The organism is Hungatella sp. SL.1.14, from assembly GCF_024460495.1.
Lineage (GTDB): Bacteria > Bacillota > Clostridia > Lachnospirales > Lachnospiraceae > Hungatella > Hungatella hathewayi.
The window spans coordinates 48,281-73,753 of the sequence record NZ_JANFYJ010000005.1; the positions used below are offsets into that span (position 1 = coordinate 48,281).

Genomic DNA, 25,473 nt, shown 5'->3' on the forward strand with positions numbered 1-25,473 from the left:
CCCGCCTTTCTTACTGCGGAAACAGCTTCGCATACTCAGTGTCAAGAGTCTTTGCGATATCTTCCACCGGACGCTCCACAAACATGGTCTGAAGCTCCGTATTCGTGATGTTGATTACACTGGCGTCGTCTAAGTAAGCCGCCATAATGTCGGTTGTATCGCTTCTTGTGGCGTAGCCCTCCATAAATGTCTTCATCGGATTCGGAGACTTGGAGGCGTCATAGTCGATATCCACCGGATAGACCCCACCGCCGGCAACTTCCGCATATCCTTCAAAGGTCTCCTTGGAAAGCATGAAGGCCATCAGCTTACAGGCTGCATCGTACTCCGGTGTACCCGGTTCCGCGGAAATACAAAAGCCCTCGCTGGTAGATGCAAACCAGATATCCTTATTCTCCGGCGCGCTCTCAAAATACGGGAAATTGACACAGTCGATCTGATCTGCAAATTCCATCCCGTTAAAACGGTCAAAGTAATAGCTTGCCGTAAAGAGCATGGCGATCTTTCCCTCACCGAAGGAAGTGACATTGTTCTCCACTTCATAAGAGATGGCGTCTCTGCCGAACACGCCGGCATCCATGAGTTCCTTCATCTTATTCAGCACATCCATCATCTCCGGATCACTCCATTTAACTTCATGGCTGATGAACTTATCCCGGAACTCCAGCCCGTTCATTCGGACCGCCAGTTCACTGAAGAAACGGCCCAAATCGGCTTTTGTCTTGGCAGCTACGGAAAACGGCACGATAGACGGATCCACTTCTTTTAGCTTCTCTGTCATGGTCATCACATCTTCCCATGTCTTCGGCGTCTCAATTCCGTTTTCTTCGAGCAGTTTTGTGTTGACGTAAACCGGAGAACCAATGACAGAGTTTGGAACGCCGTAGATCCCTTCCAGCCCTTTTCGCTCAAAGGAGAAGGAACCGAATACCCCCTCGTCCACGGGGCCTGTCCACTCCGGTGATTCTATTAAGGGAGTCAGATCCTTGATCACCCCGTTTTTCGCCCAGTCATAATGCGGAAACGCATCAGAACAGATAAAGAGCGTAGGCGGGCTGCCTGCCGCAACGGAGGCCTTTAAGCTGCTTTTGTAGGATTCCGCATCTGCGATGGAGACATCCTCCACCTCAATATTCGGATTTGCCGCTCGGAATTCCTCCAGCTTTTCCATGTAATACTTTGCCCGGGGCAGTTCCGGATTGGTGTAACGGGACAAATAGGATATCTTGACTTTCTCTCCGTCCGCCTGGCCTGCCTCTGCCTTTGCGGCCGTCTCCTCCTGCTTCGTCTCCGTAGAAACAGCCGCACCGGAGGTATCCTTCGTCTCCGTGGTCTTCGCGCTGCATCCGCTGACCGCAGCAATCATAGCCGCAGTCAGTACCAGTGCTGCAATTCTTTTCATCATAATAAATCCCCCTTCTTTTGTTTTCTTATTTTTTCTTCCTAAAGCTTACCATAACTGCCTTCTCACTCCCATAGTTCTTTTTGGGTTTTTATCTGGAAATTTTTGTTTCTCAGAGGTAGACACGCCTGGCAGACAGAAAAAGCAATGGTTTCTGATGGAATATTTTGTCATATCTGTACTTTTTTGCTTTTCCTTCCCCAATGTTGACTTTGCAAAACCCGTGCTGTATCATTTTCTTAATAAAACACCCTCTCCAGCTGTATGACAGTTTGTCCGCAGAACGGAGGGTTAAACGACAGATAAGGAGGCTTTTGTGAGCGGAAAAGGATATTTCTCAAGGCTGGAGTCTAAATTTACATTTATGTATACAATCATTCTGATAGTCGTTATCACATGTATTGCATGTTCCATCGGGCAGTACAGCAATTCCATCCTGAAAAAGAAATCCCTGGACAGCTGTATTCAGAAACTGGATTTCGCAGGTGAACGCTTCGGGCTGATCCTCGACCGAATCGAAAATGAGTCTCTGCTGCTGACCTTAAATCAGGCTTCCCGCCACGAGGCGGCAAAGAAAGAGGCCGCCTCTCCCTATGAGGAGCACATGGAGGCGGCCTCATTTTCCTCCTATCTGGTAGAGTTTCTCTCCACCCAGAGCGCGGTGGAATCCATCAGCTATTACAGTCCGGATGGCTCCTTCTTTTATCAGGATAACTACGGTGTACTTCCTCCTGTCAAAATCGAGATCCCCCAGGAGGTCCGGGAAGAGTTTTTCAGTTCTTCCCTGAAGTCATCCTGGTATATCCACGAAGCCCCCAATTCTGAGGCCGGCGGAAACTTAACCTTTACCTGCCTGAAAAAATCCTTTGCCTTTACCGGCGAGCCCCTGGGATTTTTTGCACTGACCGTATCGCCGTCACAGATTCGTGAAATCTACAGCGGTTTTTTCTCAGAAAATGAGATTTTCATGATTACGGATAAAAACGGTCTCATCTGTGCCAGCACGAAGGAGGCACTTTCCGGAAAAAGTGTGAAAGAGGTTTTCTCCGACGGTGCCTCCCTCCAGACAGGGAATACGATCACCCTTGATTCCACAAAGTATCTCTGCACCTTCCAGCCGGAAAAAGATCTGAATTTATTCGCCCTCACTCCGGAATCGCAGGTTTATCACGATTCCCGTTCCCTTGTGTCCGTAATTCTTGCCATCGGGATCATCTCCAGCATCTTTACCTTCTTTCTGTTCCGCTATTCCACCAGAAAGATCATGCTTCCCGTCAACCAGATCATTTCGAATGTCCGCGCCATGTCGGATGGCGACTACGGAGTGAGAATCTCAGTCCGGGAAGGTCAGACAGATGAAATCAGCCTGCTGGCCGGCCAGATCAACCGGATGGCAAAAAACACTCAGGACTTACTAGCCCGCGTTCACCGTGAAAATGAATTAAAACGCCGTTATGAGCTCTCCTGTATTCAGCTTCAGATGCAGCCTCATTTCCTGTACAATACGTTGGAAACACTTTGCGGCATGATCGAGATGAACAATAAGAGCGAAGCCATCGGCCTGGTAAACCTCATTTCCGGCTTTTACCGAGGGGCATTGGGCAAAGGAAAGGAAATCATCACGCTGGAACAGGAACTGAAGATCACCCGTGACTACTTGAAGATTATGCAGAAACGGTATCCGGGCTGCTTTTATTTCGAGACCTCCATGGAACCGGAAGTACTGTCCTGCTGTATTCCCAAGCTCACCCTGCAGCCACTGGTAGAGAACTCCATTATCCACGGCCTGCAGCTTTTTACCTCCGACAGAGCCGGATTGATCACTATCACGGGATACACGGAGGATTCCTTAATCTGTCTGAAAATCACGGATAATGGAAGCGGAATGGATGACGAGACGGTAGCCCGCTTAAACAGTCAGATTTTTTCAGAGGAACGGAGTTCGTTCGGAATTCACAGCATAAAAAAACGGCTGAAGCTGTATTTTGCTGTAGCCGATATTGTGGTGACCTCCAAAATTGCAGAAGGAACCGTCATTACGATCCGAATTTCCAGACAGCAGGAAAACCCTGACAGAAAGGATTAGCCCTATGACCTATCAATTCTTAATTGTTGACGACGAATATTTTGTAAGGCAGAGAATCCGGCTCTGTATTCCGTGGAAAGAGTACGGCTTCGAGTGTGCGGGAGAGGCAGCTAATGTGGAGCAGGCCCTTCATTTTCTGCAGACGGTCCCCATCGATCTCGTCCTTCTGGACATCTCCATGCCAGGTCCCAACGGACTGGAGCTTCTCCGCATGATGAAGGAAAAGAACAGTCAGGCGAAATTCATTATCCTGTCCGGATTTGCCACCTTTGAATACGCCAGGCAGGCCATCGCATACAACGTGACCAATTACTTATTAAAACCCATTAACACGGAGGAACTGATCCAGGCCATAACAGGAATCCGGGAAACCCTCGATAAAAACAACCATTTAAAACAGGAGCGCCTGGCCTGGCAGGAAGCCCGCCTCATCGCCGAGCATGTGGAAAAAAATACCTTCTTCCAGAATATTTTCTCCGGCCACGCCCTGGGCTCTGAAAGTACCGGTCTGGCGGAGTTCGGCGTAATTCCCGATACACCGTGTACCGTTGTGATCTTCGACGGCCAGCCAAAGATTACGCACAGCCTCTCCTTTCAGGAACGCTCCTCCTTTCAGCAGGCCCTCGGTAATCTCTCCGGCTGCCTGCTGTCCGGAAAATCAGGCTGTGTCCAGGTAACGGATATCTATAACCACCAGGTTCTGATCATTCCGCAAACACAGCTGCCTTTCGGACCGGATCATTTTCTGGGACGCCTCTCCGCCGCTGCCTTGGAAAATTTTTCAAAGGATATCGTCTGCGGATATGGAAATGGGGAGGACGGCCTTGCCGCAGCCATCAGTTCCGCCTACCAGACTGCCCTGCAGTTTTTCACCTTCCGCACCGTCTACGGAACAGAGAGCGGCGCCTTCCACACCCGTCTGCCGGAAAAGCAGGCGCTGGAACAGCTAAATACTTCCATACGGGGAATCGCGGGCGGCCTGCTGAAAAAAGACCACCAGGTTATCTTAAACAGCCTTCATTCCGTTTTTCAGATCATCGGGCAGGAACAGTTTTCGCTTCCTGCCCTGGAATCCGCGCTCTCCTCCCTGCTCTCTGCCGCCATCGAATACGCAGTCCACAGCGGAATCGAACTCTTCTCAGGCAGCGGCGGCTCCGCCTATACCGCGGCCGGAATCATCTATCACGGATGCAGCTTGGGTGAAATCGAAGAAAAATTTACGAATCTCTTTCTCTCGCTCCCCGGGAGCCGGGAGATGGACGAGGTTCCCATGATCCAGCGGATTGTGCTCCAGGCCGCCGAACTGATCGAGCAGGAATACAGCCGCACCGACATGGGGCTTCAGTATATTGCATCTGTCCTGCTGATCAGCCCCGCCTATTTAAGCCGCAATTTTAAGCGGATCAAACAGTATTCCGTCATGCAGTACATCACAAAATGCCGCATGGAGCACGCCTGGGACTTACTGAGCGGGAGCAGGCTTTCTATCGCGGCAGCAGCTGAAAAGACTGGCTATCAGGACGCTTTTTACTTTTCCAAGTGCTTTAAACGGTATTTTGGAATATCGCCATCGCAGGTCGACCGGTAAATTTCTATGAATAACCCCATCCTCCCCGGAATATACTGAACCAGAAGACAAGATTGGGGGAGAAACAAATGGAAAAATCAAAGCTGCAGGCGACCCTAAAAACCCTGCTCATCTCGTACATACTGACCGGAATTCTCCTGGTTGTTCTGGCCTTTGCCCTCTATAAATTCCGGTTAAAAGAGGGACAGATCCGCATCGGAGTCAACGCGGTCTACATCATCACGTGTCTGATCGGCGGACTCATCATGGGAAAAAGCATCAGACAGCGGCGTTTTTTCTGGGGACTGACCCTGGGACTCGTCTATTTCCTGGTGCTTCTGGCGGTCTCCTTTTTGCTGAACAAAGGGCTGAACGGAACGATGAACCAGATTCTTACAACCATGGCTATCTGTGCCGCCAGCGGCACCATCGGCGGGATGATCAGCTGATTCTCCGCCTGCGGCGGGTCGCCTGAAGGCAAGCTGCACCAACTTATGATATAAAAACAAGTGCCGGAGACACCGGCTCTGTGGAGCTTACTTCTGATCCACAGTCCGGTGTCTCCGGCATTTTCCTTATCATTTGCACATTATTACGGTCTTATATAGGCATAGCCTTCCGCCTGCCGCTCCGCCAGTTCCACCACCCCGGCCGGAACCACCGTTACGAAGTCAAAGATATCGTCCTTCGTCAAGCCGGTTCCCTTCAGGGCATTCCCGCAGGCGGCGAATCTTATCCCTTCTTCGGACAGGGTTTTCATCGCTGTTTCATGTTCCGGTGATGATAACGCATATCCCTCCACCGCTGCCGAATTCGCCAGCACTTCGATCATGCAGCTCTCCTTCGCCTCTTTATAATAAGCGTTCATATTCTTCACATTCCCAAGAACCAGTGGCCACCGGTCCGTTTCATCGATATGATAAATCACCTTCATACTGCCGCCTCCTTACGCGTCAACGTTCTGTTCATTTGGAAGATACATGTGCACCCGGTCGATCCGGTTCTTATCCAGCCTGTCCACTACCAGGCGGATTCCGTCACAGACGACGCTCTCGCCTTCTTCCGGAAGGCGGTCCAGCTGTCCGATAATCAGGCCGCCAATCGAATCGTAATCCTCTGATTCCAGTTCCAGTTCCAGCTGATCATTCAAATCATCCAGCTTCATGGAACCTTCCACCACATATTCACCGGGGCCAACTTTAACCAGCTCCTGTTCCTCATCCTCATCATACTCATCCCGAATCTCGCCGACAATCTCCTCCAGTAAGTCCTCCAGAGTAATCATTCCGGCCGTAGCCCCGTACTCATCCAGCACAATAATCATGTTATTGCTGGTCTGGCGCATCTCCACCATCAGCTCCGCCGTGTTCTTATACTCATATGTATAGAGCGGCTCACGGAGCAGATCACGGATATGAAACTCTTCATTCCGGTCGATGAGGAGGACATCCTTCATGTTAATGATACCGATTACGTTGTCCGTCGTCTCTTCGTATACGGGCATACGGGTATATTTTTCCTCGCGGAAGATATCGATCAGCTCATCGTAGGTAGCGTCTACCTCAACCATCGCCATATCGATTCTAGGAACCATAATATCCTTTGCCACAGAATCACCGAAATCGAATACATTATTAATAATCTTCTTCTCTTCCGATTCGATTACGCCCTCTTCGTGGCTTACCTCCACGATGGTGCGCAGCTCATCCTCGGTGATGGCCTCCTGCTTCCGGTTGGGATCCACATGGACAAGGCGCAGAAAACCGGAGGACAGCACATTGACCGCATAAATCACCGGTGTCATGACCGTCATGAACAGGTAGATGAATTTTGCATATTTTAATGAAATTTTCTCAGAATACAGGGTAGAAATCGTCTTCGGGGAAATCTCACCGAATACCAGAATTACCAGCGTCAGAACGCCGGTAGCAACGCCAACCGCCTTATTGCTCCAGATATTCATGGCCAGTGTGGTGGACATGGAGGAAGCCGTTAAGTTCACTACGTTGTTTCCCACAAGAATCGCGCTCAGCATCTTACCCTGGTCCTCCAGAACCTTCGTCAGCGTAACAGCACTTTTGTCGCCCGCCTCTGCCAGGTTTCTGATCCGAATTTTATTCACCGTGGTAAGTGCAGTCTCCGCGGAAGAGAAAAATGCAGACAATCCAATCAATAGAATCAAAATAAGCAACTGTATATAGTCACTTGAATCCAAAAAAATCAACTCCTATTTTTCATATTTTGCTATTGATTCTACAATAGAAAAGCGGCCGTGTCAATAAGGCGGCCGCTTTATCCCTCAATTCACGCAGTAATTCAGCGTTCTTTCCAGGCTCTGATCAGTTCCAGAACCAGCATCATTCCGGCTCCGAAGAAAATAAACATATCCCCCAGATTAAATACAACCCGTTTTAATCTGCCGAACTGAATGCTGAAATAATCCACCACATAGTCTCTCACGAGACGGTCATATAAATTGCTGACAGCTCCGCCGAGAGTCACCGATAAGGCAAGCTTATCAGCGATATTCCCCTTCTTGGGCAGCATCCACACGAGTCCGCCGCCAATGAACGAAGCCACCGCCAGGGGAACCATCTTCACGTATTCCGGCTTCTCTTTTAAAAAGCCAAAGGAAAATCCGGGATTGTGGTTCTTATGCAGTACGATCCTGCCTCCCGTCCCGTTCAGTTCTTTGGGAAATGAGGATTCCTCCTGCTCTTCAATCGCCTTTTTTATACAGAGATCCACTGCCGCCAGCAGCACGATGATACCGATAAATACCATGACGCACACTCCTTCCGTCTTTATTATCTCCATTTTACTATGTTTTTTATCCATAGTCCAGTAATTCCCGCCCTGAAAGCTGCATACATTACTAAAAAGAATGTGGGAGTTTTTTCATGCCAGTCTGTGATTTTAATCCCGCCTCGGAAGAGTACGCCGACTTTATCATCCGCCACAACAACAGTTCCCCGGAAGATATCCTGCTGCAGCAGAAGGCGGGCTGCATCGATTATGTGGACCAGGAGTTTGCCGTCGTTTACAGTCAGCTGGAGCCGCTTCTCCCTATTACCACAAAAACATATACGTATTTTGCCATTCCCACGCTCTATACCCTGCTCGATACCACCAGCATGGAATCCTCCGGAATCATCCAGACCGCTCAGCAGCCCTCCCTCAATTTGCGGGGAGAAGGCACCATGATTGGATTCATAGACACGGGAATCGACTACCGCAACCCATTGTTCCGCCTTCCGGACGGCAGTTCCAGGATTACAGGCATCTGGGACCAGACCCTGCCCGAGCCGACAGGAACCATGGATGCTTCCTTCGGGATACCGGCCTCCACGCCTGCCATGAGCTTCTCCTATGGACAGGAATTTCTTAAGCCCCAGATCGATGAAGCGCTTCGTTCTTCCGATCCGCTCTCCGTGGTCCCCTCCATGGACACCTCCGGGCACGGCACCTTTATGGCCGGCATTGCGGCCGGAGGCGCAACACCGAATGAAGATTTTACAGGCGCCGCTCCTAACTGTTCCATCGGAGTCGTCAAGCTGAAACCGGCGAAGCAGTATCTCCGGGACTTCTACTTAATCCCTGAAAATGCCATCGCCTATCAGGAAAATGATATCATGATGGGAATAAAATATTTAAAGCTGTTAGCGCTCCGGCAGAACCTTCCTCTTGTCATCTACATCGGTCTTGGCACAAATTACGGAAGTCATGACGGTACCTCTCCTCTTGGACTGGTTTTAAACAACCTGGTCCGCTTTGTAGGCGTCTCTGCAGTCCTTCCGGCCGGCAATGAAGCCGGGCTCCGCCACCATTACATGGGACGGCTGTTAAACGACCAGGAATACGATGATGTAGAAATACGGGTGGCAAACGGGGAACGGGGCTTCTTCATCGAGCTATGGGCCACGGAGCCGGAGCTCTATACCGTGGGCTTCGTCTCCCCGACAGGAGAGGTGATTCCAAGGCTTCCTATCGGTCTCGGAGCAGAGATTACCGTTCCCTTTACTCTGGAACAAACAGTCATTACCGTCAATTACCGAACCACGGAGATTGGTTCCGGAAGCCAGTTCGTCCTGATGCGCTTTGAAGCGCCCACCGCCGGAATCTGGCACATCCGTGTCTACAACTCCCTGTTCATCACCGGAATCTTTCACATGTGGCTCCCTGTGGAGGGCTTCATCAGTGAAGATACCTTTTTTTTGCGTTCCGATCCGAACACCACCATCACGGAGCCTGCCAATGCGGCAGTCCCCATAACGGTCAGCACCTATAACCACATCAATAACAGTATCTATATCCACTCCAGCAGGGGCTACACCCGGGGCGGTTTAATCAAGCCTGACCTGGCAGCCCCCGGGGTCAATGTATACGGTCCCGGATTGTCTCCGGGCGGAGCCGGAGAGACCTTCCCCATGACGCGGCGGACCGGTTCCTCTGTGGCAGCGGCCCATGTGGCCGGTGCGGTAGCCGACCTTTTCACCTGGGGCATTGTCCGCGGCAATAATACCGCCATGAGCGACGCCAGCGTACGCGCATACTTAATCCGGGGGGCAAACAGAAATCCAGCCTACACTTATCCCAACCGTGAGTGGGGATACGGTACGCTGGATCTCTATCAGACGTTTTTACGTATCAGGGAGTAACTCAGTGATAGCCTCTCATCTGAATGAGGGGACCTCCGTTTTTATCGAGATACGCTCTCGTTATGACGACGGAACCGATCTCAGGGTCCTTTGGAATTTCATACATAATATCCAGCATGAAATCCTCAATAATGGAACGAAGGGCCCTGGCTCCGGTTTCTTTCTTCATCGCCTGCTCCGCAATCCATTCCAGTGCGTCGTCCTCAAATACAAGCTTTACCTCATCAAGCTCCAACAGCTTCTCATACTGCTTCAAAATCGCATTTCTCGGTTCCTTTAAAATCCTCACCAGCAGCTCTTTGGTCAGAGACTGCAGCGTAACCGTAATCGGCAGACGTCCCAGAAACTCGGGAATCATACCGAACTTTCTTAAATCCTCATTGGTCACACGGCCTAAAATGTCAGGATCCTTATCGTACTTATCCTTAAGCTCCGCCGCAAATCCGATGGAAGACTTATTCGTTAAGCGCTCCTTAATAATATCTTCCAGATCCGGAAATGCGCCTCCGCAGATAAATAAAATATTATCCGTACTGACCGTAGTCATGGGGGTCAGGGCATTCTTCTGATTGGAGCCGACCGGCACCTCCACATTACTGCCCTCGAGAAGCTTTAACAGCTCCTGCTGAACCGATTCCCCGCTGACATCGCGGCTGTTGGTATTTTTCTTCTTTGCAATCTTATCGATCTCATCGATGAAAATGATGCCGCGCTGCGCCCGGTCCACGTCGTTGTCGGCAGCCGCCAGAAGCTTTGATACGACGCTTTCAATATCATCGCCGATGTATCCGGCCTCCGTAAGAGAGGTGGCATCCGCAATCGCCAGCGGCACATCCAGCAGCTTCGCCAGAGTCTTTACAAGATACGTCTTTCCGCTTCCCGTAGGCCCGATCATCAGGATATTGGATTTCTCAATCTGTACGTTTTCCTCCTCTTTCTTATCAGAATCCACCAGAAAAACCCGCTTATAATGGTTGTAAACTGCAACGGAGATCACCTTTTTTGCCTGCTCCTGTCCGATCACATACTCATCCAGCCTCTGTTTGATAATGTGAGGCGCCGGTATATCCTTTAAATCGAATTCCGGCTTCTTCGTCTCAGCAGTTCTCTTCTTGATCTTCTGCTTCTTTGGTATCTCCACATTCTGCTGATTTAAATTGCTGAAATCACTTAGATTTAAGTTCATATAAGGCATGTTCTGAATCTTCGACAGATCAAAACCGCCCTGTGTCACTGAATCAAATGCCTTCTGCATACAGTCATGGCAGAGATTCATCCCGCCCATGGTGACCATGGGACCGGTCTTGCTCTCCGGCCTGCGGCAGACGTAGCAGATTTTTTCATACTCATCATCGTCCTTTGCCGGCTTCTTCTCTGCCTCCTCCGACACAGCCCTGTCTTCTTCTTTTCTTTCCTTCGCCTCTTCCAGATATTCTTTATCTTCCAAAATAGTTTCTCCTTTTATATGTAATCGATCATCTGCTCTGCAGGCCTGCATTTCCACCGACCGCAGAAATTAATCTGTTTCCATTACCTGAACGCTGTTCGGCCCGCATTACACCGGGCCGTCCGCCGGACTTCACACTGCCGGCGCACCTGTTTATTATAAATCATTTGCTTTCATCCTACAAGAGCGCCGCCGCATTTTAGACTTTTTTAACAACTTCATGGTTCCGGTCTTTTTCCCGCCTGCAACGCGACAGCACTGCCGGCGGCAGCTCGGACAGCTGAGAAAAGAAAAAGCGCGCGAAGAAGACACATCTGCCTTCTCCGCGCGCCTGCGCGCTGTCACTGTTTTTGAATCGGTCATTTCTTCCTTATCAGTTTACGGAATTCTCTGCCGGCTTCTTATCCAGTGTGATATCTACGTTTCTCTCCACATACTGCCCATTTTCCAGAGACTGCACGGTAACGGTGACGGTTGTTCCGCCCTCATAATACTTCAGCATGTTGGTTAAGTCATCGTATGTCTTGATACTCTGACCGTCAAATTTGGTTATAATGTCCTTCTCGCGGAGGTCTGACTTGGATGCTGCGCCGCCTTCCACGATCTTATAGATAAAGACACCCTGCGGCATGCCAAGCTGCTGGCTGGTCGCCGCGTCAATATTCTTGCACTGGATTCCCAGATAGCCCTGCTCGGTATCCGCCACCTGAGTCCTGGTCTTTCTCGTCATCAGAGTGTCGATGATGTTCTGAGCCTTGGAGATCGGAATCGCATATCCCATGCCTTCTACTTCCGTTGACGAGTATTTGGCAGAGTTGATGCCAATGACCTCACCCTGCATATTCAGGAGTGCGCCGCCGCTGTTGCCGGGGTTAATGGCTGCATCTGTCTGAAGAAGATCTCTGCTCACACCGTCTTCTGTCTGTACAGTACGGTCAAGTGCGCTGATATATCCGACCGTTACGGACTGGCCGTAACCAAGTGCATTACCGATCGCTACGACGCCCTGCCCTACCTTGATGGTATCGGAATTGCCAAGGCTGGCAATCGCGATCTGGCTCAGCGTATCAGACGGAATATCCTTAAGTGCCACTGCGATTACAGCTAAGTCGCTGTCCGCGTCTGTTCCCTTGATGGCGGCATCTACAGCAGTCTGGTCAATGAAGGTAACCTTCAGTTCCTCCGCGCCCTGTACCACGTGATTATTGGTAACGATCAGGAGTTCATCGTCATTCTTTCCTACAATAATTCCGGAGCCGCTGCCCACGCCCTCTCTCTGCATCGGGCCGAAAAATGTCTGGCTCTCGTAGATTACTTTACTCGTAATGGCAACTACCGACGGCATTGCCTTATCTACAATCGCAGATACGTCCATATTCGCAGAGGTTCCAGTGACCTGCCCTGTCGTACTGTTCGACGATGCAGCTGCTGACCCATCTGATGACGGAAGCGTCTCCGCCTGGCTGATTTCCACCTGATTTTTCTGGTTGTAGCTGCCTGCTGCCCAGTTAATTCCAACCATGGTGCTTCCGGCTACCACACCAAACACCAGTGCCGCTCCCACAACCGCTGCCGCTCTCTTAGCAAAGCCTGATTTCTTCTTCGGCGGCTTTGGTCCTTCCGGAACAGATCCCTGTGCCATTCTCTGATACTGGTGTTCCTGGTAATGCGGAATTCCCTGCTGTCCTCCATAGGGCTGCTGATTGGGTGACCCCTGCTGATAACCATAGGCGGAACGGTATGCATTCTGGCTCTGGCCGTTCTGACTGCCCTGATAAACGTTCTGACTGCCCTGGTACTGGTTCTGTCCCATCGGCTGTGCCGTTCTGTAAGGCTGCTGGTTCTGAGTCTGATTGGAATTCATACCCTGATTCATGCTCTGCCCCTGGTTCATTCCCTGACTCTGGTTCATTCCCTGGTTTTGATTTTCCTGATACATCTGCTGTCCATATGCGGAACGGTCTTCCTGTCTTGTGTATTCCGGCTGAGATTCCTTTTTCTCATAGCCGCTTTCATGCTTTGTTTCCTCCGGATCCGGATCCCTCATTGTAAAGTTTGTTGTTACAGGTTCTTCTTTATGTTCTTCAGGAGTCATGCGGCCCAGATCATTGTTTTCATTTTCATTATACATAAAAACTATCCCCTTTCCTGTTTCCTTTGTTTTCTTTTGATATCTGAAGTTTATCAATGAAATGTGACTATTTTGTGATAAAATTATATTGAATATGTGAAAACCGCAAAAAAAGACATCTTCCGGGCTTTTCTAGTCCTGAAAGATGTCTTTTTAATTGTCTGTCCTATCGTTTATGCCGCATTGGGCGGTGGTACCGTAATTACCTCACCGGACTCAGAGCCGCCTGGCTGAACAGTCCCTCCGCCTCCCGGCCCCGGCGAACCGCCCGGTCCCGGTGATGTCGTCTCCGGTGCGCTGGTGGATTCATGAGGTGCCGTTGTCGGCTTTACCCCGGGACCCGTGCTGGAATCCGGAGATTCTGTCACTCCGTCTCCCGGTGAAGAAGGCCGGACAGCTTCGGTTGTCTCTCCAGGCCTTACCGGATTGGAAGGCTTTGTACCGTCTGTTGCCGCCGTCTCTCCCGGCTTGGTCCCCTCTGCTGCCGTGGTCTCTCCCGGTTTCGTCGGCTTCGTCCCCTCCGCTGCCGTGGTTTCTCCCGGCTTCGTCGGTCTCGTCCCCTCCGCTGCCGTGGTTTCTCCCGGCTTCGTCGGCTTTACGGGATTTCCGTTCTCATCCGTCTCCTCAATCGACATGCCCTCGGATGAAGACTCACGCTCATCAGTCTCATCGGATTCCTTCGTAGCTTTCTCTGTCTCCTTCGTCTCCTTCGGGACATATCCCTCATTGGTCGGAACGTGATCGACACTGACTCCCTGCTTGTACATACCGGAATCCGCAGAGATCTTCGCACTGATCTTCTTTACCAGATCAGTTGGCTGATAGCCCTCCTCGTTATACAGGAATTTATGAAGCTCTGCCACATTTGATTCCAGAGTCTGGGGAATCACACAGTCTCCCTTCTTCCCCATAATCATGGCATCACGGGCAAATGGGAAGCCTCCCGTCTCACCGATGTGGTATTTGCCAATATCCAGAATCAGACTGGTAAAATCACTGAATGACAGCGATGTTTCAATCTGCTCTACTTCCATCAGAAGAATCCGATTTAACAGACCCAGATCCGCCTTTTTCGCCTTTTCAAACGCCTTTTGAATAATCAGACGCTGTCTCTCTGTTCTCGCATAATCGGTATCCATCAGACGAAGACGGCCGTAGGCAACCGCCTGGACACCATCCAGATGCTGAACACCAGCCGACTTAAGCTGTGTCGACGGAACTCCTGTCTTCTGTACTGTTTCTGTTATAAAGGAATTGATATAACGGAATTCCGGCTTGCTGATCTCGACATCCTCGATGCCGCCCAGCATGTTGATCCCATCCGCTACCGCCTTCCAGTTAAATGTCACATAATCCTTCACATTTAAGTCCAGATTCCTGTTCAGCGCAGACAGCGCCTGTACGGCACCGCCGTTTGCATACGCAGAGTTGATTTTATTGTAAGTGCCGTTATCATTCGTATTCATATACGTATCGCGGAACACGGATACCAGCTTAATCTCCCCTGTATCGCGGTTGATATTGCAAAGCATGATTACGTCTGTATTCGTACCTTTATGTACGTTACCGTCCCGGCTGTCCACACCAAACACGGCGATCGTCCAGTATCCCTTCATATGCTCCGTCTTCTCCACAGGCAATTCTGAATTCAGTACTTTATCCGGATCGTAATCGTTCGAATGCTTCAGTCCGCTGTTTAACCGCAGAGCATAACCGTAAAAACCAATACAAATCAGCGTCAGAACCTCAGCAACTGCCATAACAATGATTCGTCTGATTTTTTTCTTCTTTGCAGCCTGCGCCGCCGACCGGCTTGCAGCCGTTCTGCTGGCAGAGTCCTGAGGCCTTCTTCCCCCCATTCCGCCGGAACCGCTTCCGCCGTCTCCGGTCTGGGTCCCCTGAAGCGACTGATATCTCGGCTCATAACCGGAGGTTCCCGACATCCGCCTTCTGTTGTCATTTCCCTGAGACTGTCCACTCCCGGCTGGTCTTCCGGCCATTCTCGATGCTCCGGAGGCGTTCCCGACATCCGGTCTCGCGCCTTCCATCCGTGCCCTGCCGCTGCCATTTCCGGGGGCGCCGGCTGGTCTGGCACCGCCCTGAGGCTGCCCGCTGCCGCTTACCCTAGATCCATTTGCTGAACTGCCCTGCGGTGCACCGCTTCCGGGTACTCTGGCATTTCCATTCTGCGGGCCGCCGCCTGCCTGTCTGACGTTACCGCCCTGGGGGCCGCCGTTCCCCGATGGTCTGACACTTCCGCCCTGGGGATTGCCGCTCCCCGATGGTCTGGCACTGCCTCCCTGGGAGCCGCCGTTTCCGGCTGGTCTCTTGCTTGCGCCCTGCATTCCGCTGTTTCCGGCGGGTCTCACATTTCCACTCTGTGCACCGCTGTTCCCGGCTGGTCTCGCACTTCCGTTCTGCGCCCCACCGTTCCCGGCTGGTCTCGCATTTCCACTCTGTGCCCCACCGTTCCCGGCTGGTCTCGCTACACCGCCCTGGGCGCCGTTACTTCCAGCAGGTCTGGCGTTTCCGTTCTGGGCTACGCCGTTCCCCGACACTCTGGCATTCCCGCCCCGGGGAGCGCCGTTTCCCGGAGTTCTTCCCGTATCAGCAGAAGACCGGCCCTGCCCCTGCGTACCTTCCGCCGGGCGGCTCACGGCTCTGCCTGCCTGCTGTCTTCCGTATGTGTCACCGCCCGCATTACTGTAATCTGCGGGACCTAAGTCGTCATCATATTCCTTGTTCATGTATATAACCTCATCCTCTGGTGCCTGCTGTACCGGACTTTCATCAGTACGCATTTTTATTGATAAACCCTTTGAACACAGTCAAAAACAAAATCTTGAAATCAAATCCCAGGGTCCAGTTCTCGATGTAATATAAATCATGCTCGATTCGTTTCGTGATAGAGGTGTCTCCACGGTAGCCGTTGACCTGGGCCCAGCCGGTAATTCCCGGACGGACCTGATGCTTGATCATATAGCGCGGTATCTCCTCTTTAAACTTCTCTACAAACAGCGGACGCTCAGGTCTCGGTCCCACCAGGCTCATATCCCCCATCAAAACGTTGAAAAACTGAGGCATCTCGTCAATACTTGTCTTCCTGATAAACCGTCCGATCGGTGTCACACGCGAATCGTGGGGCGTCGTCCATCTGCTCTTCTCCTCAGAAGGCGCCTGGACCACCATGGACCGGAACTTGTACATCTTAAAAGGTCTGTTATGAAGTCCCACCCGTTCCTGGCTGTAGATCAGAGGCCCCGGAGATGTCAGCTTAATGAGCGCAGCGGTCACCAGCATAACCGGCGAAAACAGCACAATCGCAGCAATGGCTCCGAAGATATCAACAATCCGCTTCATAATCGCATTGACCGGATCGGTCAGCGGTACGTGTCTGATATTGATAACCGGCAGCCCCTGTAAGTCCTCGGTATAGGGACGGGTCGGTATGATATTATTATAATCGGGAATAAATTTGGTATGGACGCCTGATTTTTCACAGGAAGCCACGATTTTTTCCAGATTTGCATATTCGTCTATGCTCAGCGTGATGGCGATCTCGTCGAGAGAGTTGAGCGCCAGAATCTCATCTAAATCGCTCACTTTGCCGATCACATGGATCGACTTATACTCAGTTCCCCATTCCTTATGGTCATCGAGAATCCCCTTGACCTGATAGCCCCACTCCAGGTTCTGCTGCACCCGGTCGATAAACCCTTCCGCGGCGCGGCTGTAACCAATGAGCAGAATATGCTTCTGATTATACCCCTTGGAGCGCATAGAATGAAGAGCGTAACGGATCAGATTCCGCTCCAGCGTTTCCAGTATAATATTAATCGCGAAGAAATAAAATACCATTCTCTTCGAAAAGTTCCAAAAGTACGGATTCTTGTTAAGAAGAAACAAGACCATGGTAACAAGCAGAAACCCGATCAGATTGGCCTTACAGATATTAGCGAACTCATATCGCCTCTGCTGCACCCGCTTCGGAGCATAGAGATGGAATATGCCGTAAAGCAGCAGATATCCCGGCACGATGATAATGAGCGCCGCAAAATAGTACTGCGGTGCCAGCAGCTTCTTCTCAGGGCTGAATAAACGGTTCCCCATAAGCAGAATGAACCATGCCAGAGCATAGGAGGCTATAATAACCAGCCCATCCAGCACGACATGAAACCCGTTCAGTTTTTTCTGATTGTCCTTTATCATAGCAGCAAAACCTTCCTGTCATACGACGAAAACCTGACTTGTCCATGATAATACGCAATAATTTCTCGTATATTATACATGATAATGTACCATGATGCCATTAAATAATTCTTAAATCGCCGTAAGTTTTTTAATCTGTTACAATTCACAGCCCCGCTGTAAGTCTCTGGCGTCCGGCTCTGCCGGTTTACGCGGCCTTTCCTGTTCCGGTTTCGGGCATAAGCACTTCTAAACGTGCAGGATTTTTCTAAAAGCCAGGAGTAATGCCCAAACTCGCTGCGCTCAAACAGGTGGGCATTACCCCTGAACGAAAAATTCTGCGCGTTAAGAAGTGCTAATACCCTGCAAAGTCACAGGAAAGGCCGCGTAAACCGGCAGAGCCGGACGCCGGAGACTTACAGCGGCGCCGTGAATTATTTTTTTAATCTTCTTTTGAGAAATTCCCACACATAGAGAAGCGTGCCGGTAAAGAGTTCCCATTCAATCTGCAGATAATTCCCGATATGTTCTGTCCGGAACGCCACTTTTTTACATGTACCAAGGGTTTTTATTCCCTCACAAAAGCCTTCCGCGTAGTCGGCGCCATAGCCCATTTTTTTGAAAAACAGGTATTTAATTCCTGTCCCGGCCAGGAGAAACGGCAGATTAAACAGCAGCTGAAGAAGCGGCATGTTCTTATAATTCAAATAAATATTGTTTCTTGCCGCCAGTTTTACCTTGAAGGAATTGTATTTGGAACCGCTGGTTCCGCTTCCCACATGGTAAACCTCTGCAGCCGGGCAGTATACGTTGTCATATCCGTATATCCTGGCCCGGTAGCCGACATCCACATCCTCTAAATAGGCAAAATGAGATTCGTCGAAGTATCCAATCTCCTCGAAGACCTCCCTCCGGTAGATCGCCGCTGCCGCACAGGCCGCAAACACACGGCACGGGCGTTTATATCCGGTAACCGGCTGTCCGACGCCTCTCTGGAATGCCCAGCCGGGCAGACTGTACATATCTCCCGCGTCGTCCATCAGTTCCTTGTGATACAGCTGGAGAATCCGGCTGCTCACTGAAAATATCTTCGGGGAACGCTCCATCATCCGGATCATTTCCCGGATGTAATCCGGCTTCGGTTCCGTATCGTTATTTAAAAGGATTACATAGGGCGTCTGCGCTTTTTTGATGCCAATATTAACCGCGCCCGGAAACCCGATATTATCAGGCAGGAACACAGAAGGAATTTCATGCTCCTTCAGCCACTCCACGCTTCCATCCGAAGATCCGTTGTCCACCACCAGAACATCAAAGTTCTTCTCACTCTGAGCCGCAAGAGCCGCAAAACACGGTTCCATAAACCTCAGCCCGTTATAGTTTGGAATAACGACTGTTACTTTCCTTGACATCTCATACCTCCAGCCGATAAGGCTCCCCGATTTTCTCCCTGCGCAGGTCGCGTAAAGCGAAGTTGGATTTGCGAAGCGTTAAGTTGGGATTGTAATACGGATCGCCATTCTTTAAGATATCCGGCCACTTGTCCGCAAACATCTTAATCTCCCGGTTAAACCGCTCCACCTTCTCAGGCGTGTCCTCGAGCCCCCGGGATTTGGACTCATAGTGATAGAAAAGTGCATACGGCGCGTATACCACAAGCTTCCCCAAAGACCGGATCTTCATGCAGTAATCGATATCATTGAACGCGACGGCCAGTTCCTCCGAGAAGCCGCCGACCGTTTCAAACAGCGATTTTTTGCTCATCATACAGGCCGCGGTCACCGCACTGTAATCCTGAGCACACATGGCCCGGTTGAAATAACTGCTCTCCGCCCGGTGAAGGCCGATGAAGGTATGACCGGCAATGCCGCCGAATCCCACGACCACTCCCGCATGCTGGATAGTATCGTCCGAATAGAGAAGTCTGGCTCCCGCAATCCCCACATCGTCCCTCTGGCAGAATCCCAGCATCTCCTCGATACTTTCGGGATTGATCAGCTCCGTATCGTTGTTCAGGAACAGGAGGTACTCTCCTGAAGCTGCTGTCACTCCAAAATTATTGATTGCGGAGTAATTAAATTCCCGCTCCCATGTAACCACATGCACAAAATCAAATTCCTTCTGAATCCGTTCGTAATAATCAAAGGTCGCCTGCTCCGTGCTGTTGTTCTCCACAATCACAAACTCCAGATTCTTATAGGTTCCCTTCTCGATCAGGGAACGCATGCACACATCCAGATCCGCGGCATGATCCTTATTGGGAATGATGACTGATACCAGAGGATTCCCGGTTATCTCGAATTTCGTATGGTAAATTCCGTAATCCACGCCCTTTTCCACGGACAGCGCCCGGATTCCCATACGCTCATAATGAGCCTGAATGGCCCGCGCCCCCGCCTCGAAGGCGTAAAGCTTGCTCTCCGGATTGCTGGAGGTGGAATTCTGATGGCAGCGCCAGTGATACAGTGCCTTCGGCACGTGGTATATCTTTCTGGCCTTCTCCGTACACCGGAAAATAAAGTCGTAATCCTGGGCTCCGTCAAACTCTTCTTGAAAGCCCCCGACCTCGTCTAATAATTCCCGGTTTACCACGAATAAGTGGCAGATATAGTTCACACTCGTCAGCAGATCCGGGTTAAAGTCAGGCTTGAAATGCGGTTCAAACAGTTCTCCGCCGTCGATATCCAGCTTGTCCTCATCCGTGTAGACCACATCGATCTCCGGATCACTGTTAATCGCCTTCACACACTCAAACAATGCATCCGGCGCCAGCGTGTCGTCATGATCGGCCAAAACGATAAAATCGCCCTTGGCCATATCGATGGCAGCGTTGGTGTTGCCCGCAATCCCCTTATTCTCTCCGAGAACAACGTAGCGGATTCTCTCATCCTTTAAGGCGTACCGCTTCAGCACCCGCTCCGCGCTCTCGCCTCTCGGACTTCCGTCAGCCACGCAGACCTCCCAGTTTTTGTAGGTCTGTGCCCTTAAGGAATCCAGCATGGCCGCCAGGTACCGTTCCGGCGTCTTGTAGGCGGGAATGACCACAGACAGCTTCGGCATATAATCGAACTCCACCGATTTCTGCGCCTCCAGCTCCTCGTCGCTCGTCTTCGTTAACTGGTACCATTCCGGATAATCGTAATCACTGTCAATTCCCTGAAGCTTGTGGCTTGATTTCAAAAGAAATGCTTTTAAGCCGTTTTCCCTCCAGAACTCTATGGCGGAATGAAACGTCTCCTTATTCATCATACTCTTTAACTTCGCATGCTTCTTATGAGCCGAGCTGTTGTGCTTCTCGATAATCTCCGTATTCAGCTTCACCTTCGATGTCTTTCCGTCACAGCGAATGATCAGGAAACGGTCCTCATTCTCATCTCTCACATAGGGAATACGAATATCGAAACCGAAATCCTTCTCATATACAGTCTTAAAATAGTTCTGGCTTACGTCGTCACGGCGCACCGGGACGTATTTAAATTCCACACCCTTCTGATTTTCATCCTGGACTTTGAATTCGGCCTTCGCCTCCGGGCTGCTGCCGATTACCCAGCCATTTAATACGATTGAATTTTCGCGGATACGCGCCACATCGATCTTATATTTCATACGTTATCTCCATCCTCTAAGGAAGCCGCGAAAAGCTCCGCGTCCCCGCATTTCTCCAAGTCGGCGTCTTCCCGGTCCGCGCCATCTGCTGCCGCAAAATTAAGTCTCTCCTCCTCAATGACGAGCGGCCGTTTCATCACCCTCGCATTGATGGACAGAATGTATTCCCCCATAAGGCCGATAAAAAAGATCTGCACAGACCCGAGGAAACACATGCCTATGAGCACCGGCGCCATGCCTGCCGGGAAACGGTCCCAGTACATCAGCTTCATGACCAGGTAGACCACGGCCACCACCATACTGATGAGAGAACAGATGCTTCCGAAAATAGTTGCCAGGCGGAGTCCCGCCTTCGTATAGGAAGTGATGCTTAACATCGCCGCATCGTAAAGCTGATAAAAATGATTCTTCGTCTCCCCTGCTCTTCGTTTCGGCTGTTCGTAGGGAATCTGCTTGATCTTAAAGCCGAGCTCCGCAACGATTCCTCTGAGGAATGGAGTCGGATCATCCAGATTGCGCAGCACTTCTATGAAGTCACGGTCATACAGGCCGGAACCGGTAAACTGCTCAATCTGCTCCACATCGGACAGCTTCTTCATCATCTTGTAGTAGCAGCCCCGCAGCCAGTACATCAGCCGGTTTTCCTTGCTGCTGGTCTTAATTCCTATGACAATTTTATATCCCTTTTCCCATTCGTGCACATACTGCGGAATCAACTCCACCGGGTCCTGGAAATCCGCCACCATCTCGATCACACAGTCGCCTGTGATCTGCAGCATCCCGTAATACGGAGAGTTAAACTGTCCGAAATTCCGTGCGTTAAAGATCGCCTTGATCTTTGGATTCTCATTGCACAGCTGTCTGATTAAGCTTCTGGTGCGATCCTGCGAGTCGTTGTCGATGAATACAAGTTCGTAATCGTACTCCGGAAGATCCTTCGTAAGCGTCTTTATGACCGCTTCGCTGATCGGTACGACATTCTCCTCCTCATTATAACATGGAATCAATACGCTAATTTTCTTCATCCTCGTGCTCCATTTCTCTCTTTATCATTTCCGTGATACCGCGGCGGAACGTATAACGCTCTTTAAATCCGCCCGTCATGGCCTCCATGCGGCTGACATCGGGCCGTATGGACAGTGCGCCCTCCTTTGCCTGTACAAAGGTGCCAAACTCCAGCGTACCGCGCCGCCCGGCAATCTCAAATATCTCTTCCACAAATGATTTCAAAACTCTCGTGTCACGGCTTGCGATATTGACCGCCGCGCCCTTTTCTGGCTCCTTCTCTTTCACCTGCTCATACAGACAGCCCACCGCCTCCACGGCATCATCGATGTACATAAAGTTCCATTCGTGGCGGCATGCGCTTAAGGCCACCCGGCCTCCGCGCGGCAGTTCTCTCACAAGCGTCGATATGATGGACCACGGGTGGTCGCCGTATCCATAAACGCTGAAAAACCTCAGATGACAGAAATTCATGCCGTACATTTCACAGATGGGAGCCGCCTGCCGGAAAAACTCCAGCTTTGCCTTCCCGTATTCATTGACAGGCCGGCATTCCATTTCCTCCGTCATCACACCCCGGCCTTCTCCGGCCGAAAGCCCGGCGTCCCCTTCGGCCGCTCCACCGCCGGGAGCCCCGGCCGAAACCACTCCATATTCCACCCGGGAGCCTGCATCCATGAACACACGGCACCCCAGGCGGTGTGCAGCCTCCACACAGGCCAGAGAGCCTCTTATATTTTTCGCCTGCACCTCCGGCGAATCAATCTCTTCCCGGTTCACCCCGCCCCAGGCGAAATGAAACCACGCATTCGCATGACCAATCTCCTTCACACAGTCCGCCGCCTCTTCCATGGTGCCGTATACGGGAATCAGATTCTCATGCACCGGTAAATCCTGTAATTTAGCCGATCCCGGCCGTACCAGAGCATAGACCCGGTCTCCCCGATCCAGAAACCACCGTGCCAGATGGCTCCCTAAAAAACCGGTTGCCCCGGTGATGACGATATTTTCCATCAATGCAGTTCTCTCCTTTGGTTATTCATAACGATTCAGCCGGGCATCTTCTTGTTTTCGAAATACACGAAAACAAGAAGCCCGGGCGTTCCGCCCTATGTCAGTTTGTATGGAAAAGTGCTTATACAAGCAAGCTTGCAACACACTTTTCCATACAAACTGCCGCACAGCAGAATCGTTACTGTAAATTCTCAATATGGCGGCTCCGCAGAGTCATAATTTCCACCTTATCCCCAAATCTTTCCTTTATAATTCCCGCAATCTCCTCCGTATATCCGGGAGCCACAATCAGAATACCGTCCACAGGCTCTTTCTCAAAATGATCCGGAGGTACGATGGGAATGTGGGAAGCCGGCGCAAAACGTCCCTGCTTAAACGGCGCCGAATCAATCATGTATTTCACACAGTCTTTCAAACCGGTGGTTGCCGCCAGAGTAAATCCCTGGTGGCTGGCTCCCCAGACTGCAAGTGTCCGGCCTGTTTCATCATATTGCTTTAATATGCGGTCAACTTCCAGTTTTAATGTTTCCCGGCTCGCCGCAAATCCGGCCACAGCGGAAGAAATCCGGGAATCCTTTTCAGCCTGTCCTGCTGCCGTCCCTTTCCTCACAACGACCGACAGCGTATCCCGGTTCACCATCTCTTCTTCCAGCACTACAAAGCCTGCCTCTGCAAGCACGAAGCGCAGGGTATCGAATGTATAGTAAGCGAGATGGTCACGAATCAGCTCATAATAACCGTCGTATTGCAAAATATATTCCAGACTCGGAACGGTCACAAGTCCCAGGCCGTCTTTTGTCAGATTGTTGTAAAGGCATTTCAGCATCCGGACCGGATTCACCTGATGCTCCAGGAAATTAAAGGACAGGAAGACGTCATAAGGCCCATGATATCCGGCTTCCTCATTCTCCAGAACCGTATTCTCCTCTTCCGTAAACTGCCTCCAGACCTTTAGACCGCGGGTCTTCGCCAGTTCCACCAGATCCGCTTTATGCTCGATGCCATAGACGTCCACGGGAAACTCCGTGAGCACGGATAAAAACTCTCCCTGGCCGCATCCGGCCTCTATAAATTTCTTTCCCTCCAGATGGTACTTATCAATCAGGGCCCTGTACTGCCTCCTCCGAAGATTTACCATGGTGGTAGAAAAACCGCCGGAACGGATCACGTCCTTATAATAGCCGACAGGCTCACAGTCAAACTGCACCAGACCGCAGAAATCGCACTGGTGCAGATGCAGGGAAATCCCTTTGTCCTCATCTCTTCCTTCCGCGTCAGGAATATCCTGGGCGGAGGCCGGCATGCCATCCAGAACAATCAACGGCCGTTTCGGAAGCGCTTTCCCGCATGCAATACAAATCTTATCTCTCATACCACAAAAACTCCTGCTTGTCAAATATTTTTCTGTTTATCATGCGCCGGAGGCAGCTGTTCACAGCCCCGTAAGCAGCCGCCGGATCCCCTCCTGAAAGGGTGTTTCCTGTCTCCATCCGGTCACTTCCATCAGCTTTTTCACATCCGGAATCAGGTTGGCCGGCCCTTCCGCGTTCTGAGGCCGTCTGCCGCAGCTGTAGCTGCCATGACATCCGCATGCCTCATACATCAGTCGGACATACTCTTTCAACGGCCTGGTCTCATCCGGCTCTCCCGCAACGTTAAAGACTCCCTCCGCGCCGCTTTGCCAAAGAGCAGTGAGAGCCTCCAGCAAATCGTCCAGATACAGAAAATTCCACATCTGCGTGCACTCTCCCAGAGAGAGATAACCTCCAGCCGGAAATGTCTTCAGACAGCTTTCCACCAGTGACCACGGATGGTCCCCGGGTCCGTAGACGCTGAAAATTCTGGCATGAATATATCGGAAACCATCTATCAGCTCCATCGCCTTTCTGCAGAAATCCACCTTCGCCTTTCCATATTCCGACACCGGATTTAAGGTCGTCTCCTCCGTCATGGCATCCTGGTGGATCCCGTACTCCGCCTGGGAGCCGCTAAACAGAAAGGTCCTGCATCCCAGTTTTTTCGCTCCCTCCAGCGCGTTTAAGGAGTCAGCCACATTCTTCTGCTGTACTTCGCGGTTCATCCGGTTCCCGCTGCCCGCGCCATCCCAGCCAAAATGAAAAAATGCCTCACACGGCACCAGTATCTCTTCGTCCAGGCGGTCGGCCTCCTGCAAATTCTTCTCGATTACGTGAAGGCGTTCCCTTCCCGTACCGAGTCTTGCGCGATTCTTCGAAGCGGGACGCACCACAGCGTAGACATCATGGCCCATTCCGATCAGTTTGTCAACCATGGGCGCGCCGATAAAACTCGTCGCGCCCGTCACTACAATATTCAACGATTAAAAATCTCCTTTATCAATCACTCTTACG

Annotated in this window: 18 protein-coding genes; 4 read left to right on the top strand and 14 right to left on the bottom strand. The window is 51.0% G+C overall.

Annotated elements, in window-relative coordinates:
- Positions 1 to 10 precede the first annotated feature (10 nt).
- Positions 11 to 1,405 (bottom strand): ABC transporter substrate-binding protein, encoded by a 1,395-nt coding sequence (locus NE473_RS07070; RefSeq protein WP_022032354.1) that lies wholly within the window; start codon positions 1,403 to 1,405, stop codon positions 11 to 13.
- 313 nt (positions 1,406 to 1,718) lie between these two features.
- On the opposite strand from NE473_RS07070, the gene NE473_RS07075 reads away from it, so the two are divergent.
- From NE473_RS07075 to NE473_RS07085, 3 genes are all read left to right on the top strand, one after another.
- Positions 1,719 to 3,488 (top strand): cache domain-containing sensor histidine kinase, encoded by a 1,770-nt coding sequence (locus tag NE473_RS07075; RefSeq protein WP_242866194.1) that lies wholly within the window; start codon positions 1,719 to 1,721, stop codon positions 3,486 to 3,488.
- 4 nt (positions 3,489 to 3,492) lie between these two features.
- On the top strand, positions 3,493 to 5,076 hold the full coding sequence (locus tag NE473_RS07080; RefSeq protein ID WP_055651169.1) for a response regulator: 1,584 nt from the start codon (positions 3,493 to 3,495) through the stop codon (positions 5,074 to 5,076).
- A 68-nt stretch (positions 5,077 to 5,144) separates the two neighbouring features.
- Complete coding sequence (locus NE473_RS07085; RefSeq protein ID WP_006773659.1) at positions 5,145 to 5,504, top strand: TIGR04086 family membrane protein; 360 nt, start codon at positions 5,145 to 5,147, stop codon at positions 5,502 to 5,504.
- 143 nt (positions 5,505 to 5,647) lie between these two features.
- Here NE473_RS07085 and NE473_RS07090 read toward each other — a convergent pair whose 3' ends face one another.
- From NE473_RS07090 to NE473_RS07100, 3 genes are all read right to left on the bottom strand, one after another.
- Positions 5,648 to 5,989 (bottom strand): DsrE family protein, encoded by a 342-nt coding sequence (locus NE473_RS07090; RefSeq protein WP_006773660.1) that lies wholly within the window; start codon positions 5,987 to 5,989, stop codon positions 5,648 to 5,650.
- Positions 5,990 to 6,001: 12 nt separating this feature from the next.
- Complete coding sequence (locus NE473_RS07095) at positions 6,002 to 7,270, bottom strand: HlyC/CorC family transporter (protein WP_039891649.1); 1,269 nt, start codon at positions 7,268 to 7,270, stop codon at positions 6,002 to 6,004.
- A gap of 101 nt (positions 7,271 to 7,371) precedes the next feature.
- Entirely contained in the window at positions 7,372 to 7,839 is a 468-nt protein-coding gene (locus NE473_RS07100) for a signal peptidase II (protein ID WP_022032350.1), read from the bottom strand.
- 116 nt (positions 7,840 to 7,955) lie between these two features.
- Between NE473_RS07100 and NE473_RS07105 the strand changes: the two genes are divergently transcribed.
- Entirely contained in the window at positions 7,956 to 9,713 is a 1,758-nt protein-coding gene (locus NE473_RS07105) for a S8 family peptidase (protein WP_055651170.1), read from the top strand.
- A gap of 1 nt (position 9,714) precedes the next feature.
- Here NE473_RS07105 and clpX read toward each other — a convergent pair whose 3' ends face one another.
- The 10 genes from clpX to NE473_RS07155 all read right to left on the bottom strand — a co-directional run bounded on the left by clpX (position 9,715) and on the right by NE473_RS07155 (position 25,439).
- Positions 9,715 to 11,211 carry an ATP-dependent Clp protease ATP-binding subunit ClpX gene (gene clpX, locus NE473_RS07110; RefSeq protein WP_006773664.1) on the bottom strand — a complete coding sequence of 499 codons (1,497 nt, stop codon included), beginning with the start codon at positions 11,209 to 11,211 and terminating at the stop codon, positions 9,715 to 9,717.
- Between the two features lie 322 nt (positions 11,212 to 11,533).
- The gene (locus NE473_RS07115; protein ID WP_081034957.1) at positions 11,534 to 13,291 is read right to left on the bottom strand and encodes a S1C family serine protease; all 1,758 of its coding nucleotides are present in this window, start codon (positions 13,289 to 13,291) and stop codon (positions 11,534 to 11,536) included.
- A 173-nt stretch (positions 13,292 to 13,464) separates the two neighbouring features.
- Positions 13,465 to 16,038, bottom strand: a complete 2,574-nt coding sequence (locus NE473_RS07120) for an LCP family glycopolymer transferase (protein WP_256265189.1) — start codon at positions 16,036 to 16,038, stop codon at positions 13,465 to 13,467.
- Between the two features lie 43 nt (positions 16,039 to 16,081).
- Positions 16,082 to 17,500 carry an undecaprenyl-phosphate glucose phosphotransferase gene (locus tag NE473_RS07125; RefSeq protein WP_022032344.1) on the bottom strand — a complete coding sequence of 473 codons (1,419 nt, stop codon included), beginning with the start codon at positions 17,498 to 17,500 and terminating at the stop codon, positions 16,082 to 16,084.
- Positions 17,501 to 17,913: 413 nt separating this feature from the next.
- Positions 17,914 to 18,891, bottom strand: coding sequence for a glycosyltransferase family 2 protein (locus NE473_RS07130; protein ID WP_055651172.1), 978 nt, complete (start codon positions 18,889 to 18,891; stop codon positions 17,914 to 17,916).
- A gap of 1 nt (position 18,892) precedes the next feature.
- Positions 18,893 to 21,085, bottom strand: coding sequence for a glycosyltransferase family 2 protein (locus tag NE473_RS07135; RefSeq protein WP_055651173.1), 2,193 nt, complete (start codon positions 21,083 to 21,085; stop codon positions 18,893 to 18,895).
- Positions 21,082 to 22,110 (bottom strand): glycosyltransferase family 2 protein, encoded by a 1,029-nt coding sequence (locus tag NE473_RS07140; RefSeq protein ID WP_006776547.1) that lies wholly within the window; start codon positions 22,108 to 22,110, stop codon positions 21,082 to 21,084. The genes NE473_RS07135 and NE473_RS07140 overlap by 4 nt, the downstream gene beginning before the upstream one ends.
- Entirely contained in the window at positions 22,097 to 23,104 is a 1,008-nt protein-coding gene (locus tag NE473_RS07145) for an NAD-dependent epimerase/dehydratase family protein (protein WP_055651174.1), read from the bottom strand. Before NE473_RS07145 ends, NE473_RS07140 begins: the two co-directional genes overlap by 14 nt.
- A gap of 178 nt (positions 23,105 to 23,282) precedes the next feature.
- Positions 23,283 to 24,476: a class I SAM-dependent methyltransferase gene (locus NE473_RS07150; protein WP_055651175.1), complete on the bottom strand. Its 1,194-nt coding sequence runs from the start codon at positions 24,474 to 24,476 to the stop codon at positions 23,283 to 23,285.
- A 60-nt stretch (positions 24,477 to 24,536) separates the two neighbouring features.
- Complete coding sequence (locus NE473_RS07155; RefSeq protein WP_055651176.1) at positions 24,537 to 25,439, bottom strand: NAD-dependent epimerase/dehydratase family protein; 903 nt, start codon at positions 25,437 to 25,439, stop codon at positions 24,537 to 24,539.
- Between the last annotated feature and the right edge of the window lie 34 nt (positions 25,440 to 25,473).